Source organism: Streptomyces sp. 8N616, from assembly GCF_052246385.1.
Lineage (GTDB): Bacteria > Actinomycetota > Actinomycetes > Streptomycetales > Streptomycetaceae > Streptomyces.
This window is the reverse complement of record NZ_JBQQBY010000021.1, coordinates 106,305-124,926: the sequence shown is the minus strand read 5'-3', so window position 1 is coordinate 124,926 and position 18,622 is coordinate 106,305. Positions and strand designations below refer to the sequence as shown.

The 18,622-nt window shown below is 73.7% G+C and carries 15 protein-coding genes and 1 pseudogene; 3 read left to right on the top strand and 13 right to left on the bottom strand.

Annotation, left to right across the window (positions count from 1 at the left end; translation table 11 throughout):
* Window positions 1–36 precede the first annotated feature (36 nt).
* The 12 genes and pseudogenes from ACTWQC_RS20775 to ACTWQC_RS20720 form a co-directional block, all read right to left on the bottom strand.
* Window positions 37–876, bottom strand: a complete 840-nt coding sequence (locus ACTWQC_RS20775) for an SDR family NAD(P)-dependent oxidoreductase (RefSeq protein ID WP_443317248.1) — start codon at window positions 874–876, stop codon at window positions 37–39.
* A gap of 4 nt (window positions 877–880) precedes the next feature.
* Window positions 881–1,528 (bottom strand): DNA polymerase ligase N-terminal domain-containing protein, encoded by a 648-nt coding sequence (locus ACTWQC_RS20770; protein ID WP_443317247.1) that lies wholly within the window; start codon window positions 1,526–1,528, stop codon window positions 881–883.
* 110 nt (window positions 1,529–1,638) lie between these two features.
* On the bottom strand, window positions 1,639–2,265 hold the full coding sequence (locus tag ACTWQC_RS20765; RefSeq protein ID WP_443317246.1) for a hypothetical protein: 627 nt from the start codon (window positions 2,263–2,265) through the stop codon (window positions 1,639–1,641).
* Window positions 2,237–3,058, bottom strand: a complete 822-nt coding sequence (locus ACTWQC_RS20760) for an FkbM family methyltransferase (RefSeq protein WP_443317245.1) — start codon at window positions 3,056–3,058, stop codon at window positions 2,237–2,239. The genes ACTWQC_RS20765 and ACTWQC_RS20760 overlap by 29 nt, the downstream gene beginning before the upstream one ends.
* On the bottom strand, window positions 3,055–3,327 hold the full coding sequence (locus ACTWQC_RS20755) for a Trm112 family protein (RefSeq protein ID WP_443317244.1): 273 nt from the start codon (window positions 3,325–3,327) through the stop codon (window positions 3,055–3,057). Before ACTWQC_RS20755 ends, ACTWQC_RS20760 begins: the two co-directional genes overlap by 4 nt.
* Window positions 3,324–4,301, bottom strand: coding sequence for a hypothetical protein (locus ACTWQC_RS20750; RefSeq protein WP_443317243.1), 978 nt, complete (start codon window positions 4,299–4,301; stop codon window positions 3,324–3,326). Before ACTWQC_RS20750 ends, ACTWQC_RS20755 begins: the two co-directional genes overlap by 4 nt.
* A gap of 11 nt (window positions 4,302–4,312) precedes the next feature.
* Complete coding sequence (locus ACTWQC_RS20745; protein ID WP_443317271.1) at window positions 4,313–5,077, bottom strand: class I SAM-dependent methyltransferase; 765 nt, start codon at window positions 5,075–5,077, stop codon at window positions 4,313–4,315.
* Between the two features lie 515 nt (window positions 5,078–5,592).
* Window positions 5,593–6,993, bottom strand: a pseudogene (locus tag ACTWQC_RS20740) (condensation protein); the annotation flags it as partial.
* A gap of 127 nt (window positions 6,994–7,120) precedes the next feature.
* Complete coding sequence (locus ACTWQC_RS20735) at window positions 7,121–11,941, bottom strand: alpha-(1->3)-arabinofuranosyltransferase domain-containing protein (protein ID WP_443317242.1); 4,821 nt, start codon at window positions 11,939–11,941, stop codon at window positions 7,121–7,123.
* Between the two features lie 82 nt (window positions 11,942–12,023).
* On the bottom strand, window positions 12,024–12,764 hold the full coding sequence (locus ACTWQC_RS20730; RefSeq protein ID WP_443317241.1) for a class I SAM-dependent methyltransferase: 741 nt from the start codon (window positions 12,762–12,764) through the stop codon (window positions 12,024–12,026).
* 6 nt (window positions 12,765–12,770) lie between these two features.
* Window positions 12,771–14,027 (bottom strand): glycosyltransferase family 4 protein, encoded by a 1,257-nt coding sequence (locus tag ACTWQC_RS20725; protein WP_443317240.1) that lies wholly within the window; start codon window positions 14,025–14,027, stop codon window positions 12,771–12,773.
* 244 nt (window positions 14,028–14,271) lie between these two features.
* The gene (locus ACTWQC_RS20720; RefSeq protein ID WP_443317239.1) at window positions 14,272–15,291 is read right to left on the bottom strand and encodes a DUF3068 domain-containing protein; all 1,020 of its coding nucleotides are present in this window, start codon (window positions 15,289–15,291) and stop codon (window positions 14,272–14,274) included.
* A gap of 171 nt (window positions 15,292–15,462) precedes the next feature.
* Here ACTWQC_RS20720 and ACTWQC_RS20715 point away from each other — a divergent pair, with 171 nt between their 5' ends.
* From ACTWQC_RS20715 to ACTWQC_RS20705, 3 genes are all read left to right on the top strand, one after another.
* Window positions 15,463–15,705 (top strand): hypothetical protein, encoded by a 243-nt coding sequence (locus ACTWQC_RS20715; RefSeq protein WP_443317238.1) that lies wholly within the window; start codon window positions 15,463–15,465, stop codon window positions 15,703–15,705.
* Between the two features lie 3 nt (window positions 15,706–15,708).
* Window positions 15,709–16,920 carry a helix-turn-helix domain-containing protein gene (locus ACTWQC_RS20710; protein WP_443317237.1) on the top strand — a complete coding sequence of 404 codons (1,212 nt, stop codon included), beginning with the start codon at window positions 15,709–15,711 and terminating at the stop codon, window positions 16,918–16,920.
* 351 nt (window positions 16,921–17,271) lie between these two features.
* The gene (locus tag ACTWQC_RS20705) at window positions 17,272–17,961 is read left to right on the top strand and encodes an SCO2400 family protein (RefSeq protein WP_443317236.1); all 690 of its coding nucleotides are present in this window, start codon (window positions 17,272–17,274) and stop codon (window positions 17,959–17,961) included.
* Between the two features lie 120 nt (window positions 17,962–18,081).
* Here ACTWQC_RS20705 and ACTWQC_RS20700 read toward each other — a convergent pair whose 3' ends face one another.
* Window positions 18,082–18,519 (bottom strand): MarR family winged helix-turn-helix transcriptional regulator, encoded by a 438-nt coding sequence (locus ACTWQC_RS20700; RefSeq protein WP_443317235.1) that lies wholly within the window; start codon window positions 18,517–18,519, stop codon window positions 18,082–18,084.
* Window positions 18,520–18,622: the final 103 nt, after the last annotated feature.

The window sequence follows — 18,622 nt, the reverse complement described above, 5'->3', positions numbered from 1 at the left end:
TGGCGCTCGGTCGGCCGACCCAGCGGGTCGGCACGGCTACGCCGTGCCCGTGAGCTTCTCGGTCAGGTCCGCCAGCCGCGCGCGTGCCGGCGCGTCGTACGCCTGGGCGTTGGCGCGGCTGTCCGTGAAGCGGTCGAAGTAGCGGCCGGTTACGGTCTCCAGGGACGGGTCGGTGATCAGACGGATCACGGGCCGTACGCCGTCCTCGATGGCCGACCGGGCGGGCCAGCCGGCCTGCCGCACCATGTTCGTGTCCATGAGGGAGGCGGGGTGCAGGGCGTTGACCGTGACCTCGCGGGGGTCGACCGTGGCGGCCAGGTCGAAGGTGGCCATGATCATGGCCAGTTTGCTGCGGCGGTACGCGTCCACGCCGTCGTACCGTCGCTCCAGCATGACGTCGTCGAAGTCGATCGGTGCCTGCCCCACGGAGGCGATGTTGACCACGCGCGCGGGCGCGGAGGCGGTCAGCAAGGGGAGGAGCTCCCGCGTGAGGACGTACGGCGCCAGGTGGTTGACCGCGAACCGCAGTTCGTAGCCCTGGCGGCTCACTTCCCGCTTCGCCGGGTCGGCTCCGAAGCCGACGCCCGCGTTGTTCACCAGCACGTCGAGGCGGGACTCGGCATCCCGGACGCGGGCGGCCATCGCGCGCACCTGGTCGAGGTCAGCGAGGTCGGCGACGTACATGCGCACGGTCGCGGCGGGCGCCTCCGCGCGGATCCCGGCGGCCTCCTCCTCCAGCCGCGCGCCGTCCCGCCCGTGCAGCAGCAGCGTCGCGCCGTCGGCGGCGAGCTCACGCGCGACGTGGTACCCCAGTCCCTGGGTGGCGCCGGTGATGAGGACTGTCTTGCCCTGCGCTGAGCCCGAGTTCGTGTCCATCGGTTCAGCCGTCGTCCTCGGACAGGTCCTCGATCGTACGGCCGCTGCGCACCGAGGCCGGCTCGGAATTCACCGGGTTGCGGCGGGCGTCCGCCGCGTCGTCGGACTTCTTCACCAGAATCCAGCGCTCCTTGTCGCCGTCGCGGCCGGTCCGCGTCAGTGAATAGCCCCCGCGCAGCTTCTCGCCTTCCAGCCATACGGAGACATGGCCGCCGTCGACCGCGTCGGCGACCGGGACCTCCTTGCCGCGGTGCTCGGTACGGTTCTCGTACGTGCCCGTGTCCCAGACGATGACCCTGCCCGCGCCGTACTCCCCGCCCGGGATGACGCCTTCGAAGTGAATGTAGTCGAGCGGGTGGTCCTCGGTGCGCATGGCCAGGCGCTTCTCCCGCGGGTCCGTGGAGGGCCCCTTGGGCACCGCCCACGACACCAGTACGTCGTCCGCCTCCAGGCGGAAGTCGTAGTGCAGGGACGTCGCGGAGTGCTTCTGGATCACGAAGCGCGGCTCGCCGCCCCGGGAGGGCTTGCCGCCCATGGGCTCGGGGGTGCGGTCCGCGTCCCGCATGGAGCGGTAGCGCTCCAGTCGATCCTTGTCCTTGCCGTCCTTGCTGTCCTTGGCGTTCTTACCGCTCTTACCGTCCTTGCCGGCCATGCGGCACGAGTCCCCGTGGGCCAGGTCTGCAAACCGGGACAAACGGCGCCGCCTATGGGGGGTGGCCTGACGTGACGGCGGGGTCACGGGCGGCACAGGCGTCACGGAGCTCACCCCGGGTCAGGGTCCAGGCGCTGGAGCAGGCCCCAGGTGAACTCCGCCACGTGGCGCGCGCGTTCACCCGTGTCGTCCTGCGCGGTGAAGGCGAGCCGCCAGCGCGTGGGTGCCGTGCCCTCCATCGGCGTGGCCGGGGCGAAGGCGCGCGCCACCTCGTCGACCGTGCAGCACCACGGGCGCAGGTCGCCGAGCGTGCGGAGGTCGGGGCCCGCCGCGACCGGAGCGCGTACCAGCCACTCGTTCCAGACCTGTCCTCCGGGACCGGCCAGCACTTCGAAGCGCAGATCCGGCCACAGCGGTACCGGCCAGCGCAGCGCCTCGCAGTCGAGATCGCCGATCCGGCGGAGCAGGACCTCCTCGGGCGGGCCGAGCACCGAACGGTAGCGCTGCAGCGGGGCGCGGGACCGAGGGGAGCGGATCATCGCCTGCCAGCGGCGGTTCGCCTCGCGCATCTCGGCTCTCCCGACGCCGAGTTCACGCAGAGCCTCCTCCACCAGCCCCGGCTGGTGGTCGGCCATCCGTCGCAGCAGTACCAGCTGGAACTGCAGCGGGCCGAACAGGGACGGCGACCGCTCAGGCTGCTGATTCCGCTCATTTCGCGGGTCCGGCGTGGAGCTCATGCGCGCCATCCTCGCGCAGCCACGCACCCGGCCGCCGGGGACCCGGCAGGAAGAGCACCGAGTTGACGTACCGGCGGTGCGGCGCCACGCTCCGCCGCAGCAGCCCCTGCTCGGCGACATGGCCCGTACGGTACTGGTGGCCCGCGAGGTCGAAGGCCGACAGCGGCACCCAGTCCCGCCCCGGCAGCACCCACCCGCGGTAGCCGTATCCGGCGAGCAGCGACAGGACGGGACCCAGCGGCTGGATGCGCACCTCCAGCTCCACGAACAGCGCCGGACGGTCGCGGCGCAGGATGCGCTCCGCGCCGCGCAGCACCGCCAGTTCGCTGCCGTCCACGTCGACCTTGATCAGGCCGACGTCCGTGAGCCGCAGGCCCTCCAGCAGCTCGTCGAGCGGGACGCACCGCACCTCGACCGCCGCGCGGTGGATCTCGCGCCGCACCAGCGAGGACACCCCTCGGTCACCGCGCCCGCCCGGCGGCAGCCACAGCCGCGCCCTGCCCGTGCGGTCGGCGGCCGCGGCCTGTACGACCCGTACGTTCGCGGGCGTGGTCGAGGCGAGCTGCCGGGCCAGATGCGGTACGGGCTCGACGGCGACGACCCGGTCCGCGCGCCGGGCCAGCCGCCGCGACCACGGCCCGTACCAGCCGCCCACGTCCACGGCCGTGCCGCCCCGCGGGCAGAAGTCGGCCAGCCGCCGGAGCTCCGGCTCGAACCGCGGATAGAGCAGCGCGGCGCCCGCGCCGACGAGGCGGGGAGGCAGCCGCGGCGCCAGCCGGGCCGCGAGGGTCACGGCCCGCTCCCTCCAGTGCGCCCGCTCTGTCCCGTCTGCTCGTGCTCCCGGGCGGAGCCGGCGTCGTCCACGGCCTCGAGCAGCCGCTCGTGCTCCGCGTCCGCGACCGGCTCGCCGGAGGAGGGAAGCAGCTGCGGGATCCCGTCGACGATCGGGTAGCGGCGGCGCAGCCGCGGGTTGTACAGCGCGTCCTCGTCCTCCAGCAGGGTCAGCGGGCCTTTGTCGAGTGGGCAGGCGAGGATCTTCAGCAGGGGATCGTCGGGTTTCATGAGCGAGCTCCTTGGGCGGCCGTGGGGGTGGTGGGGGTGGGAGCGGTGGTGCTGGTGGGAGTGGTACCGGCGAGGGTGGTGCCGGTTGGGGTGGTGTCGGCTGGGGCGGCCGGTCGGTCGTGGCGCGGCAGCATCAGCAGGACGGACACGGCCAGCGCCGTGCCGCCCAGCCGCAGGGCCAGCCGCAGCGGGTCGTCCGGCAGCGGTTCGCCGAACGCGAAGCTGCCGCTCGCCACCGTGAACACGCAGGTGACGGTCGTGCACACCGGCACGATCAGCGAGGCTCTGCAGCGCTGCAGCGCCGTCTGTGACAGCACGAGGCCCGTGGCCCCGGTAAAGACGAGGAGGTACGGGTACGGGGAGGCGATCAGGGCCAGTGCCGCGCCGCCGATGTTCTCGGTGGTGAGGAGCCCGGACACGCCCTTGATGGCGAGCGAGCTCACCCCGTACAGCAGGCCGACCGCGACCCCGTACTCCACGCCCGTGGTCGGCAGCCGGTGCCGGCGGCGCGTGCGGCGCTCGGCGGACCGGTACAGCAACAGGCCCGCCGCGAGCGACGGCAGGCACAGCGCGAGCAGCGTGCCGACGGGGGCGCTGCGGCTGATCGCCTCCGCGCTGCCGCGCAGCGAGACGACCACCATGACCAGCGCGAGCGTGATGGCCACGACGCCGCGCCGCTCCCGGCCGGTCGGCTGTTCGCCGAGGAAGAGCGAGGAGAGCAGGAGCAGCAGGACCAGCCCGGAGACGAAGATGCCCTGGGCGGCGGCGATGGGCAGCGTGCGGTAGACCGCGAGCTGGGCGGCGAAGCCGAGCGCGAGGGCGAGCGAGCCCCCGATCCACAGCGGGCTGCTGATCAGCAGCCGCAGGACCCGGGCGGGTTGTCCGGGCTCAAGTGGCGGCAGGCCCGTGAGCGCTCGCTTCTCCAGCACGAATCCGGTGGAGTAGAGGACATTGGCCATCAGCGCGGCGCCCACCCCCCACCACATCACGGCCCTGCACCCGTGCCTCCCGCGCCTCCTCCTGTGCCCGCACCCGCGCCCGCCGCGCGCCTCGCGTGGATCAGCAGGATCGACGCGATCGCCGGCCATTGGCAGGCGGCCCGGTCCAGCGGCCGGAGGGGGCGCGGTACGCCGTGGAAGGGGGCGCCGGTCACGCTGACGACCTCGAAGCCCGAGGCGGCGACGAACTCCTTGAGCGCGCGGGCCGTGTAAAGCCGCAGATGGCCGACGACCTGGCTGCCCGGGCGCCCATGGATCCGGCGCAGGCTCACCTCGGAGAAGACGGGCTGGACACCGGCGAGGACCAGCCCGCGGTTGTACCAGGCGGCGAGGTTGGGCGTGGAGAGCATCAGATGGCCGCCGGGGCGCAGGACGCGGCGCAGCTCGTCGAGCGCGGCGTCCGGGTCGACGAGGTGCTCGATCACCTCGCTGAAGAGGACCGCGTCCGCCGTTGCCGTGCCGAATGGCAGCCCACCGTCGGTGAGTTCACCGCGTACGACGTACGGGACGCGGGGCGCGGCCCGGCGCAGCGCGTCCTGCGACCAGTCCACGCCGACGATCCGGTGCCCGGCCAGCACGCGGGCAGCGGCGGCAGCGGCCGATCCGTCGCCGCAGCCGACATCGAGCACGGTCGCCGGCACCCCGCCCGGCTGCACGGGCCCCAGCGCCCGGCCGAGCAGCCGAGCCTGCCGCAGACTCCGCTCCTCGCCGGAGGCCACGGGGACGGCGGGGTCTTCGTAGAAGTCGCGCAAGCCGGGGGCGAATTCGGCGCGCGTGGGCGACGAGGCCCGGCCGCCGGTGCTCGGGGCGCCGGTGCTCGGCCCGTCGTTGTTCCGGCCGCCGGCGCTCCGGGCGCCCGGGCCCTCGGGACGGCCTTGCGCCGGGGCCGCAGCGCCTGCGCTTTTGCGTGCTCCGGGCCCCACGCGGCGGGCGTTCCCCGGATCGGTGGCCTGGGCACCGGCGACGGACGGGGCAGCGCGGTGGGAACCGGTCATGACGGGCTCTCCTGGTGGTCGGCCTGGGTGCCGGACGAGCGGCCGGGCTGCTGTCCCCTGAGACCGAGTTCGGTATCAGCACCCGGGGCGCGGGGCCCGTTCGCCCCAGGGGAGGGGCCGGGCTGCTGTGTCGTGGCGTCAGGTCCGGCAGAGGCGCCCCGGTCGTCGGACCTGCTTCGGCGGGGCCGGTCCGGCCGTACGGAACTGGGTCCGGCAGCAGGGATGCCGCCGTGGGGCGGAGCACCGTGGCCAAGGCCTACGTCCGGCGCCGCTGTTGCGGCCAGGGCGCGTTCGAAGACGTGGGCCAGGGCAGCCGCCGCGTCGTCGTCCAGCAGGGCCCGCGACCAGCGCAGGGCGAGGTGAATACGGCCGGACGTGCTCGCAGTCGTCACCGTCAGGCCGCGCGGCATCCGCGCCGGGGCCGAGAACCAGACGGCGCGGGCGCGCCCCGCGTCGCCGAAGTCCAGCGGGTACGGGACACGGCCGATGTTGCTCAGCAGCGTCGTCGACGTCCACGGAGCGGCCGCTCGCCGCAGCCCGCGCGTCATCGCGGCCCGGACCCCCACCGGCAGCACGGGCGCGGTGAGCAGCGCCACTCCCCGGCCGAGCGGAGGCCGTGGCGCGGCCTTCAGGGCACGGGTGCGCTCGGCGGTACGGCGCAGCAGGCGGGCGACGGCCTCCGGGTCCGGCCGCTCGGCGGTCAGCAGCTCCTCGTCGGCCGGGTCGCCCGGGCCGACGGGGACCTCGACGAGCCGGGTGCCGTTGCCGATCGGCATCTCGGTACCGCGGGGCCGGTCGTCCACCGGCATCGTGATGCGGATGGGTCCGGTGGCCCGGTCGTGGAGGTGGTTCCAGCGGGCCACCATCAGGGCGGTGGCGACGAGGAGTTGGTCGTTGACGGTGTACGGGGGCGGGCCCGCGCCGGGGGTGAGGGGTGCGCGGCGCGGCACGGGGAGATCGGCGATGAGCATGCCGTTGCCGGTGGCTCCGGCCTTCACGTCGGGGGCGATTCGCGCGGGCCGGGCCCACGGGGAGCCGCCGCGCGCGGTGGCCCGCGCCTCTGCGGCCTCCGCGCCGGAGGCCGCTCCTGAGGCCGCTCCGGACTGCCGTCCGGACTGCCGTACGGGCGGGGGCGCGGGGGAGTTGTCGGCGCCTCCGTACAGCTCGGCCGCCGTCGCCAGGACGCGCAGGCAGGCAGGGCCGTCCAGGGCGGTGTGGTTGATGGTGAGCAGCAGAACGCTGCCGCCGTGGCCCTCGTCTTCCCGGCCCGGCGTGATCACTTCGAGCCTGACGGGCGGCGAACTCGTCAGCGGCGGGCAGACGAAGAGAGCGCGGGCGCGGGCCTGGGCGAGGGTGTCGGGGCCGGGCGGGGGGAAGGTCACGGGGTCCGTGTCGGGGGCATCGGCGAGCTCCCACTCGTACCGCCGCCGGTACCAGCGGTTCCGCGCCTCCCGCATCAGGATCCGCGGATGCCGCAGAAGCGCTTGTGCGAACGCGGCGCGCAGCCGCTCGGGTTGGAGCCGCCCGGGCACGTGGACCTCGATGTGCACGGTCTCGGGTTCCTCGTCCTGCAGGCAGTGCCGGGAGACTTCGTCCACGGTGCCGAAGGGAATCCGCGGCACGGGTTGCCCTCCGGGCGGGTTGTGCCGCTGGGCGGGTTGGAGGGCGGTCATGCGTTGTCCTCTTCCGAGGGGCTTGAGTGGGCTGGGTCGCTGTTTGGCGGGTGGGTGTGCGGAATCTGTTGTGGGGGGTGTGGGTTGGGGTGTGCTTGCCCTCCGGACGGGGCGTGGTGGAGGGCGGTCATTGGTCGTCCTCTCGGGGGCGGATTGCGTCGGCGGACGGGCGGGGCGTGGGCGTGGCGGACCGCCGTCCCATCGGCAAGGTGGTTCCGGGCCGTCTCCGCGGGAGGGGTGTCTGACCTGCTGGGTCGTCTGGGGGCGGGGTGGGGCGGCTCGGCAGGGCGCCAGGTTCCTCTCCTGGAAGAGCAGTCGGACTCGCACCGCCTTCGGCCCGCCCCCGGGACCGCAGGCCATGGGTGCCGAGCCGTCGGCGCGGCGCCGGTGCCGTGAGCGGTGTGCTCCCGGGCCCACGCGCCGTGACCACCGGCCCCGCCGTGCGGCGCGGTTGGTTCGCCCAACCGGACCGCGGTCTGTCGGGCGGTGCCGCCGACGTGGCCGGGTCCGGAGCGTCCCGTAACGGAGTTACCGCCGTACTGGGCCCGCCCTGTCCGCCACCGCCAGTTGGGCCCAGGGGGATGGTGGCCGTCGTGCCCGAGCCGGAGGGGTTCGCGACATCGGGGAGGACCGGCACCGACGGGTGCGAGGACGTCCCCGCCGGCGCCCGGTTCGGGCGGTCCGCGGTCACCAGGGCCGCCACCAGAGCCAGGAGAGCCAGTGCCTGCGCGGGCGCGCCGAACGCGCCCTCGTCGACCGCGACCGGCTCACCCGCGCCCGTCGCCGCCGCGATGCCCGCGCCCGCCATCGCCACCAGGGCGATCGGGACCAGCAGACCCGGCCGCAGGCGGGCGACGACGGCCAGCGCGAGTACGACCAGCGCCATCGGCCCGGCGACGACGGCCACGACGGCCGTCAGTGCCACCGTGCCCAGGAACCAGCCAGGGGCCGGGGCCGGAGGCAGCAGCGGGAGGTTCACGTTGCGACCGCCCGCGCGGTGCGTCCCCGCACCCGCAAGCGCCGCACCCGACCTCGCACCCGACTCCGCACCCGCGGCCCCCCTGCGGCGGACCAAGGCCAGGCCCGCCAGCAGGACCACGCCCACCACGCCGCCGATGAGCCCGGCCTCGTACAGCCGCGCCGGTTCGTACTCGAGCCGCACCGTGCCGCCCTCCCCCGCGGGGATGAGCCAGGCCTGCTGCCAGCCGTCGAGCCGCAGCGGGGTCAGCTCCTCGCCGTTCAGGGTGGCCTTCCACCCGTCGTTGGCGTTCTCGTACGTCTGGAGGTACGAGGCCTGGCCCGCGCCGACCGTCACCGTGCGGCGGTCGCCGCCCCAGTCCGTCGCCTTGACGGTCCTGGCGGCCGCCGGGGACACAGCCGGCGCCTCGCCGCGCGACAGCGTGACGTCCGTCAGGGCGAGCGGACCCGCGTCACCGGCCTCCACCACATGGCGCCCCGCGCCCAGTTCGATGCTGCCGTCCTTCGCCGGCCCCGCACACAGCTCCACGTCCACCGGCCGACGCTCCGTCAGCTCCCGTACGAGCCCCGACGCCTTCGTCGCGTGCAGCGTCCCGTCGACGGCCAGCGGCGGGCCCTCCCCGCACGGCACGGAGAACTTCTCGTCCGGCCCCGGCGCGGGAACCCGCAGGTCGTCGAGCGCGGGCACGTACACCTCGCTCAGCCCGGCCGGCAGCTGCAACTGGCTGTCCGCGATCGGGTTGTGGAGCGTCAGCGGTGCGGTGCGGCTGATGGTGATGTCCAGCCGGTCCGTCGTGATGGGGTCGAAGCGGGCCTGGCCGTTCTTGTCCACACCCGCTGTCGCCGCGCCGTCGGGGGAGCTGATCAGTACCTCCTCGGGCCGTGTCGACACGCCGCCCGCGGCCGCGAAGACGATCTCGCCGATCTCCTTCTTGCCCGGCCAGCGCAGGTGGATGACGGGCCGGTCACCGGCGATCCACGCCGTCGTCAGGTCGCCGTCCACGAGGTTCCGCGGGCTCAGCGACAGGCCCGAGCGGCTCGTGGAGTCGGCGGTCGCGGTGATCCGGTCGCGCTTGCCGGGCGCGACACGGTCGAGGAGCCGGTCCAGCGCGTCGCCGGGAACGGGCAGAGCCTGGGCACGGATCCGGTACTCCGCGCCCGGTCCCGTACGGAACTGGCGGTGCAGGCCCACTTCCGCCGACGCCGGGGACAGGCCGCCCGGGTCGCTGCCGCGGTGCAGCGAATACACCTCGGACGCCGAGGCCGCCGAGGACACCGCGCCCGCACCCTCCGCGTCACGCGGCAGCGCCAGCAGCCGCGTGACCTGGACCTCCGGGATCGTCACCTCGGAGAACCCGGCGCCCGAAAGGCCGGCCCTGGCCTCCTGCGAGGCGAGAATCCGGATCCGCAGCCACTTCGCCTCGCCCTCCGGCGCCTTGACGCTCTGCGGTGCGCCGTTCGGCTGCAGCGGGCTGTCGGCGCGGCCCTTGTCGGTCTCCACCCGCACGAGCGTGGGCGCGGCCCGCATCCCATTGCCGGTCAGCGGGGTCACCTGGATCGAGGACGGGACGTCGACCGGTGAGGAGAAGGCGATACGGAGCCACTGGCCCGCCGGCTCTCCCGCGCTGCCCTCTGCCCACGCCGTGTCCGGATTGCCGTCGAAGGCGTTCACCGGGTCGTACTGGGGGAGGTGGAACAGCCAGTTGCCGCTGCTCGACGCGGTCACCGACTTCGCGCCGCGCAGCACGGCCGTCGTCTGGTGCCCGGTGCCCTGGGTGGGCAGGATCTGCTTCGGCTGCTCGCCCGGGTCCTGGAGGCTGTCCGGGTGGTTCCGCTCGGACGCCGTATACGTATAGGAGGTGTTGGAGTTGACGAGCCCGAAGCGGGTGTCGGCGCGGCGCAGGCCGTCCGCCACGGCCTTGAGCGGCGGGCTGCCGATGCCGGGGTGGTTGTCCCCGGTGAGCACGGCGGGCCGGTCCCGCATCGCCGGGTCGGCGGACAGCTGCAGCAGCGCCTCCGGACCGCCGCTGACGACGGCCGTGCCGTCGACCGGCTTCAGCGCCACCTGTTTCGGCCGCTCGGGACCGGTCTCACCGCCCTCGCCCGGCGCCGGCTCGTAGACCTCGACGGCCTGCAGGCGCGGAAAGATGCCCTGCACCTGGACCGGCGTGTCGTCGGGGATACGGCCGCCGGTGACCAGCGGGCCGAAGCCCGCGACCTTGCGGTAGCCGGAGGACTCCAGCGTCCGCTTGACGGTCTGCGGCGGCACGTAGCCGATCTGGTCGGGGTCGAGGTCGTTGCGCACCACCACGTCGTACAGCCCGGCGCGGCCCAGGAAGTCGCGCAGGCCCGGCACTTCGCCGCCGCTCGTCAGCGCCTGCTCGACCGCGTCCATGGCGCGGCGCGAGCCCGGGGTGCCGAACGGCACGTAGTCGCGCTGCGCCCAGCGGGACTCGGCGAGCACGTCGAGGGGCTGGTCGATGGGCGAGCCCCAGGTGTAGATGCCATGCGCGGTGGCGGGGACGACGAGCGCGCGGTTGTCGGGCGCGTGCGTCTCCAGCCAGTGCGCCGCGCTGCTCCAGTACGTGGGCAGCTTCTTGAACGGACCCGGCTGGAGGATGCTGCCGTTGACGTACGGCCAGGCCAGGCCGGGGAGGACGAGCAGCGCGGCGATGGCACAGATATATCGGCGCGCAGCGCCTCCGTTGAGGGTGGTGGTGGGCGACGGGTGGGAGTGGCGGCGGCCCGGCAGGGGGCGGGTGCCGCGCCACTCCGCGGCCACGGCCGTCAGGTGCGCGAGTCCGAAGGCCAGCGCGAGGGCGAGCCCCGGCTGGAACTTGTAGATGTTGCGGAAGGGCCTGAGCGTGCCGTCGAGCCAGGTCCGCACGGTCTCGTGGAACGGCGCGCCGAGCGCACCGCCGTATCCCGCGAGGGCGACGAGGACGACGGCCAGCACGGTCAGCAGCAGCCAGCGCCGCTCCGGCAGGTCGCGGCGGGCCAGGCCGCCGAGCCCGAGCGCGGCGGCGAAGGCGGAGCACAGCACGACGACGACCGCCGTGGCCACGGTCCAGCCCGCCGGCAGCCAGGCCTCGCCGAAGTTGAGATACCCCACCCAGTTGCCCGCCCCGCGCAGCAACTCGGTCGCCGACATGGTGCCGGTGGTGGTCTCCGCCTGCTCGACGTACGGCATGAAGTCCTCGCCGTAGACCCCGAGCAGCAGCAGGGGCACCACCCACCAGGCGGTGGCCAGTGCCACGCCCGGAATCCACCACGCCAGGAGGGCGCGTTTGCGTGGCCCGCGGGGGCGGCTGAGCAGATAGAGGCCGGCCGGCAGCAGGGATGCGAGCGTCGAGGCCGCGTTGACGCCGCCCATGAAGGGGATCAGCAGTGCGGAGCGCGCGGCCGCGACCCGCGGGCGCAACGAACCGCGGGTCAGCGGCAGCAGCACCCACGGCAGCAGCGCGCCGGGCAGCACGGCGGCCGAAGTGGAGCCGATGACGACGGTGAACGTCGGCCACAGGGCGTACGCGACCGCGGCCAGTAGCCGGGTCGCGGGCGAGCCCACCCGCAGCCGTTCGGCCAGCCGCAGCGCGCCCCAGAAGGCGGTGGTGACGATGAGCGAGAGCCACAGCCGCTCGGCGAGCCACACCGGGACGTGGGCGAGGTCCATGAGCGCGTAGTACGGCAGGACCGGGAAGGCGTAGCCGATGTACTGGTCGGCGATCACGCCGAAGTCCGCCCGGTCGTGCCACAGTTCGCCGAGGTCCCCGATGAACTTCAGCGGGTCGAGCGCCACACCCAGCTTGGTCTCGAAGGTCATCTTCCCCGGCGAGACGGCGAGGAAGGCGACGAGGACGAGCGCCCAGAATCCGAGGAGCCAGCGGCGGCTCCGCGGCCGGTCGGCGGGCGTGTAGGACGGTGCGGGTGCGGGCGCGGGTGTTTGCGGAGGCGCCTGAACGGTGCTGCTCATGGAGACCTCAGGGGGGTGGGGAGGAGATTCCGGGCGGCGGCCGGGTGCGGCCACGGAGCGGGATGGGCCGTGATTCCGCTGCTCATGGGCGCCTCCGCAGAATGAGAAGGAGGTTCCAGGTGGCGACTTCGCGCAGCCCCGGCACCCGCGTCACCGCGTCCGCGAGGAACGGCCAGTAGCGCGAGCGCGCCGAGACCACGCTTACGTCCTCGCGGCCGCGCACATGCCGGAGGGTCGGGCCGATGTGGATCCGGAAGAGGTTCTCGCCGACGGTGTGCTTGGCGCTGCGGCCGGTGCGCCGCCGGTAGCGCTCGCGGGCGCGCTCGGCACCCAGGTAGTGCCAGGGGGCGGTCTCGTGACCGCCCCACGGCGAGAGCCAGTTGGTGAACGACACGTAGATCAGCCCGCCGGGGCGGGTGACCCGCACCATCTCGCTGAGGAAGGTCTGCGGGTCGGCCACGTGCTCCAGCACATTGGAGGAGAAGCACACGTCCGCCGTTCCGTCGGCGAGCGGCAGCAGATAGCCGTCGGCGACCACGGCACCGTCCGGAGTCCGCCCGCGCGCGGCGAGTTCGCGCAGGTCCGGCTCGAAGAGGTAGCAGTGGGCGCCGTGGCGGCGGAACTCCTCGGTGAAGTGCCCGCTTCCGCCGCCGACGTCGACGACCACCCGGCCGGCCAGCGGTACGTACCGTGCGACCTGCGCGGCGGCGTCGCGCGCCAGCAGGTCGTAGCACCGCTCGGGTTCGGTCTGTTCGCTGAGAAAGGCCCGGAAGAGCGTGATGGATCTCCGTATGGAGGGGTCCTTGAGGGCGGGCTGACGCACGGCCGCTCACCTCCCGGCCGGTGCCGCGCCGCCTCTTCCCGTGCCCGCGCCGGTGCCCTTGCCGGTGCCGGTACGCAGGTCCGTGCCCGTAGGTGCGCTCGTACTCGCGTGGTACGCCTCGGCGGCCACGGCGCGGAACTGGCGGACCGTACCGCTCCAGCGGTACCGGGCCGCCCGCTGGGCCGCCGCGCGACCCAGCGCCTCGCGACGCTCGCCGCTGAGCCCGAGCGTGCACCAGGCGGCGGCGAACGAGCTCTCGCCGCGCGCCAGCAGGCCCGTCACGCCGTCCTCGACGGAGTCCCGCAGGCCCGGGATGTCGAAGCCGATGGCGGGTGTGGCGCGTGCTGCCGCCTCGGTGACCACCAGGCCCCAGCCCTCGACCAGGGACGGGTGCAGCAGCAGCCACGCCTCGCACAGCAGCCGGTGCTTCTCGGCCTCCGGGACCCGGCCGGTGAAGACGACACCGGGCCCTGCCATCGCCTCGAGCCGCTGCCGCTCGGGCCCGTCGCCGACGATGACCAGCCGCCCGCCGGTGACCGGGCGGACCCGCTCCCAGAGCCGCAGCAGCAGGTCGATCCGCTTGTACTCGACGAGCCGGCCCATGGCCAGGAACATCGGCTCCCGCGACTTCGGCAGCAGCGCGCCCGGCTGCTCGACGCCGTTGGGGACGATCCTGATCCGCTCGCGGGCGACGCCGATGCGGCGCAGCGCGGAGGCGGTCGAGCCGGAGACGGCGACCATCAGATTGCGGCGGTGCGCGCCCGCCAGGGCCCAGTGCTCCAGCTTGCGGCCGAGGCGGGCGGCGGGGCCGGGGTAGCGCAGGGACCACAGATCGGTGTGGACGTGGTTGACCAGGCACAGCGTGGGGCCGCGGTGCCACAGCGGGGCGAGGTACGGCATGCCGTTGCAGACCTCGACGAGCAGGTCGCAGTCGCCGACCTGGCGGGCGAACGCCCGCTTGGCGCGCAGGAAGTGGCCCGCGTCGCCGCCCGCGGACACCACCCGGTAGTCGCGGTACGCGGCGGGCCCGCCGCACAGCAGCGTGACCTGGTGGCCGTCCGCCGTGAGGCCTTCCGCGATGCGGTCGATGAGGAGTTCCGAGCCGCCGGCGGCGGGGTTGCCGAGGTCGCGGCGGGCGAGGAAGACGATCCGGCGGGGGAGCGGCGGAGGGCCGGAAGGGGTGGCCCTCGCGGGGGTGTGGGCGGTGGCGGGCAGGGCAGCCGGGACGGGCCTGGCCAGGGGCGGAGGGACGTGCTGGGGCATGGGTGCTCCAACTCGTTTTCAGGGTGCGGAACCGGTGTGGGGAGGGTTGGCACCTGTTGTGGGGGGTGGTCAGCCGCCCGCGAGCTGGGCATTTCCGGGGGACCACGGGCGGCGGGTTGCGCGTGGGGTGGATAGTTTTCGCCGGTGTGTTCGGTGCGGCTACTCACCGGGATGACAATTTCGCCTCCTCCAAAAGCTGATGACTCATCACATTGCTCAGCACTCCGGGAAGTCGGTGAACGGATCAGCCGCTCGGACGTACGGGTTCCGCGCCAGGCCGTACGGCACCGGGACCCGGCCCGGCGGATGCTGCGCCGGACCGTACGGGTCGCTGCCGCCCGCGTGCCACCAGCACCGCGCCCACCACGGCCAGCACCGCCCCCGCCGCGCCGCCGCCCGCCGGCAGGGTCTCCCCGACGAGTTCCAGCCTCCCGCTGTCGCCCGAGGCCAGCGCCACCTGCTCGCGCTGCGTGGCCGGGGTGAACTCGAGTCCGTCGCTCTGCAGGAGCGTGACCGCGTCGCGCCTGGCGCCGGGTGCGCGCAGCGTCTTCTTCGGGGCGATCTTGGCGTTGATGATCCGGCCGGTGCGCCGGTCGGCGACCAGCTCGATCCCGCCGTTGGCGTACCACTCCTCGGCGAGCACCTGGCCCTGCTCCGGCCGGCCGACGAGCGTGCCCGGCACCTGCCGGTTGCCGGTGCGGGTGGGCTTCACGGTCCCGGTGAAGCGGTAGCCCTCGTATCCCTGGATCTTCTTGGTGCCCGCGAAGCGGAGCGGGACGGTAGCGCCCAGTGTGTTGTCCCACCAGCGGTAGCCGCGCTTCTCCAGTCCGAAGGGGAACTTGAGGTACGCCTCGCCCTCGAAGGACGGGGTCTCGTCGCAGCAGTGCACGGGACGGTTGGTGCGGCGGTCGGTGACCCACCGCTCGGTGGTCCACTGCAGCGCCTTGCGCGGGTCCTTCAGCGGCAGGGTCTTGGGCGTGTCGATGGTCGTGGACACATCCCACACGGCGACACCGCCGCGCTCGCTGTCGGCGACATCGCCCAGCACCCGGCGGGTCACGGTGATGTCCTGGTCGTCCTGGACGGCCAGCGCATCGGTGTCGAAGTAGCTGCCCTTGCCGGTGAAGACGGTCGTGACGTTCACGTCGATGGGCGTCTGCTGGGCGCGCGGCTCGACGTACCAGGCCAGCAGCGGGGCGAGGGCCAGGAGGAAGACGCCGAGCCCCAGCAGGGTCAGGGAAAACGGAGAGGCTGAACGGCGCATGGGGGGCACCCCGTTCGTTACCGGTGAGTTACATGGTCTATGGGCCGGGAACCGTAGGACGCTCTTGACGGAGTGTCAATGGGCTTCCACACTGGGCCACTACCGGACCGGGCCGGTGCGCTGCTGGGTGCAACCCTCAACTCCTCGTCGGACAGAGAGGCTCGTCGCCCCATGCACAGACTGCTCGCCGCCATCTTGACCTGCGTGGCGGCCGCCGCGCTCGCCTTCGGCTCCGCCGTCGGGATCGTCGCCGCTCTGAGCGCCACGCCGGAGCAGCCCAACGTGCCGTTGGTGTCCTTCCCCCACGGGACCGCGGGCTCGTCGCAGCAGGACCAGCGGCAGCCGGACTCGCAGCAGCCGGACTCGCAGGGGCCGGACTCGCAGGGGCCGGACTCGCAGCAGCCGGAGCCGTGAGCCGTGGCCGCGCGCTCCGTCTGGCAGGACGTACCGCGCGTAAGGGTGCGCCAGTTCGCCGCCCTCGCCACGAATGAACTGCCCCAGCTGGCCCAGGACATCCTGAGCGAGATCCGCCGCGAGTTCCCCGGGCTGCCGGTGGTCCTCGACGAGTCGGGCGAGCCGATGGCCCTGATCGGCATACGGCGAGCGCTCGCGCACTTCGTCGAGCACCTGACCGCGGGGACGGAGTCGGCGAGCGTCCACCCCGAGGTCTTCCAGGACTTCGGGCGCGGCGAGGTCATCCAGGGCCGCAGCCTCGACTCGCTTCAGGCCATCTACCGGCTCGGGGTGCGGCTCGCCTGGCGCAGGCTCGCCGAGATCGGGCAGAAAGTCGAGATCCCGCCACCCGCGATGTACGAGCTCGTGGAGTCCGGCTTCGAGTATCTCGACGGTCTGGTGGCCCAGTCCGTACGCGGCTACGCCGAGGCCATCGCCCGGCAGGCCGGGGAACGGCTGCGGCTCCAGCGCAAGCTCATCGAGCTGCTGCTGTCCGAGCACCGCGGCGACCCCACGGACGCGCTCGCGGAGCACGCGGCCAGGATCGGCTGGCAGCTGCCCTCGCAGGTGGCGGTGGCGGTGCTGCTGCGCCCGGCGCGGGAGGCGGTCGCCCCCGCCGTCGGCCACGACGTACTCCTGGACATGGAGTGCGAACAGCCGCGCATGGTGGTTCCCGAGCCGGACGCGGCGGGGCGGGCGGAGCTGCTGCGCCGCGCGATGGCGGGCTGGTCGGGGGCGGTCGGGCCGCCGGTGCCGCTGGCCGAGGCCGCCAAGTCGCTGCGCTGGGCTGGGACCGCGGTACGGCTGATGGACCGCGGGCTGCTGCCCTCGGGCCAGGTGCTGTACTGCACCGAGCACACCGAGGCGCTCGTCCTGCTACCGCCGGAGGAACTGGTCGACGACCTGGCGCGGCGCCGTCTCGCACCGCTGGCCGAGTGCGGGCCCGCGCACGGGCGCCGGCTGGCCGAAACGCTGCTGGCCTGGCTGGAGACGCGCGGCGGCGCGCCAGAGGTCGCGGCCCGGCTGGGGGTCCACCCGCAGACGGTCCGCTACCGGCTGCGGCAGATCCGCGAGCTGTGGGGCGACGACGTGGACGATCCGGACCGCCGCTTCGAGCTGGAACTGGTGCTACGGGCGCAGCGGCTGCGCGGAGAACTGCAGGAGCCGTGGCGCTAGGCGGCGCGGGGCGAACGGCGCCCGTGTCCTCCGGTGGTGGTGCCCCACCCCGCAACTGTGGGGCTGCGCCCCCTGGCCCACGGGCTTCGGTCCTGCGCCGCAGCTGCCGCAGCCCCATCCCGTAACTCCGGGGGCTGTGCCCCTCGAATCCCCTCGGGTCCAGGGCGGAGCCCCGGTTTCGGGAAGGGGGGTGGGGGAGGAGCCTGCCGCAGGTGACGTGATCCGCAGCCATCCCGCGGGCAATCGGTCCCTTCTGTCTGTGTATTCGTCTGCTCGGCACGCGGTCCAACACGGAATCCTCACAGGACACCGATGTAATCGTTACCCGTGACCCCATAGCCTGCGTGCGCGATGGATTACTGCTCATTCTGCCGACGACACCTCAACGGGGCTCTGTCCTGCCCGGGGTGCGGAAGGCCCGTGGAGGACCTGGCGCCACTCCCCGAGTTCGCAGCGGCGGAAGAGGAGTCACCCGAGACCGGCCCCGACGTGCCTGCCGGAGGGCGTCGCGCCCACCGCCGCTCGTCCCGCGCCAAGCGGGCCGCGCCGCCCCGCGGGCGGCGTGCGCGCCGCGGCAGGCGTGGCCGCCGCGTCGTGGTGGTCACCAGCGCTGTGCTCGGCTTCGCGCTGGTCGGCATGACCGTCGCGGAAGTCGCCACGGAAGGAGCCCTCCCCACCCCCTTCTCGGAGGACGATGAGTCCTCGGCAGCCGTGTCCGAGGACCAGAACGGCACCAAGACCCCCAGCGCGTCCAGCAGTACGGGCCCCGGCTCCGAGAGCGGCGAACCGAGCGACAGCCCGTCGAGCAGCAAGAGCCCGGCGGACAAGGACAAGGAGGACAAAAAGAAGGCCGGCAAGTCACCGAGTCCCCGCGCCTCGTCCTCGTCTCCCCCCTCCACCGCCAAGGCTTCCGGAGCGGTCTCCACCCCGTCCCAGCCGCCACCCCCGCCTCCTCAGGACCCGGATCCCGCCCCCTCCAGTAAGCAGCCTGAGCCCGACCCGGAGCCGACGTGCACCCGGTTCCTGTGGTTCTGCACCTGAGGCACGCCGCTCACTGACTTCTGCGCCGGGACCCGGCCGTTGTCCGGTGCGCGGGGCCTGACCCACCACCCCGACGAAGCCCCCGGGCGCCGGGCCCGGGCACGCCCGCGCGCCCGCGCGTCAGGACCCCGGGGCGTCCTCGCCCAGCATCCTGCGCAGCAGGTCCCGCAGCATCGTGCGCTCGACGGTCGTCAGACCGCCCAGGGGCTCGCGCGCGAAGTCCAGCGCGTCCCGCAGCCGGGACGCGGTCTCCCGCCCCTCGTCCGTCGGAGCGGCGAGCTTCACGCGGCGGTCGGCCGGGTCGGGCCGGCGCTCGACGAGCCCGCGCGTCTCGAGCCGGTCGACGATGCCCGTGATGTTCGACGGTTCGCACTTGAGCTGCTGGGCTATCCGCCGCATGGGCATCGGCTCGTGAGCGAGAAGCCACAGCACCCGCGCCTGCGCGCCCGTGAGGGAGTGCTTGGCGGCAGCGCCCTCGTACTCCTCGTGGTAGCGGGCCACGACGGCGCCGATGAGCTCGACGACCTCGAAGGTCAGGGGGTCGGTGCGAGGGACCATGACTCTCAGGCTACCGGTTTGCTTGACAACCTGAAACATCCAGGCGCATGGTTGTTTCAGTTGCTGAAGCATTTGCTGCGGCGATCGGAAGCCGTGGCAGCAA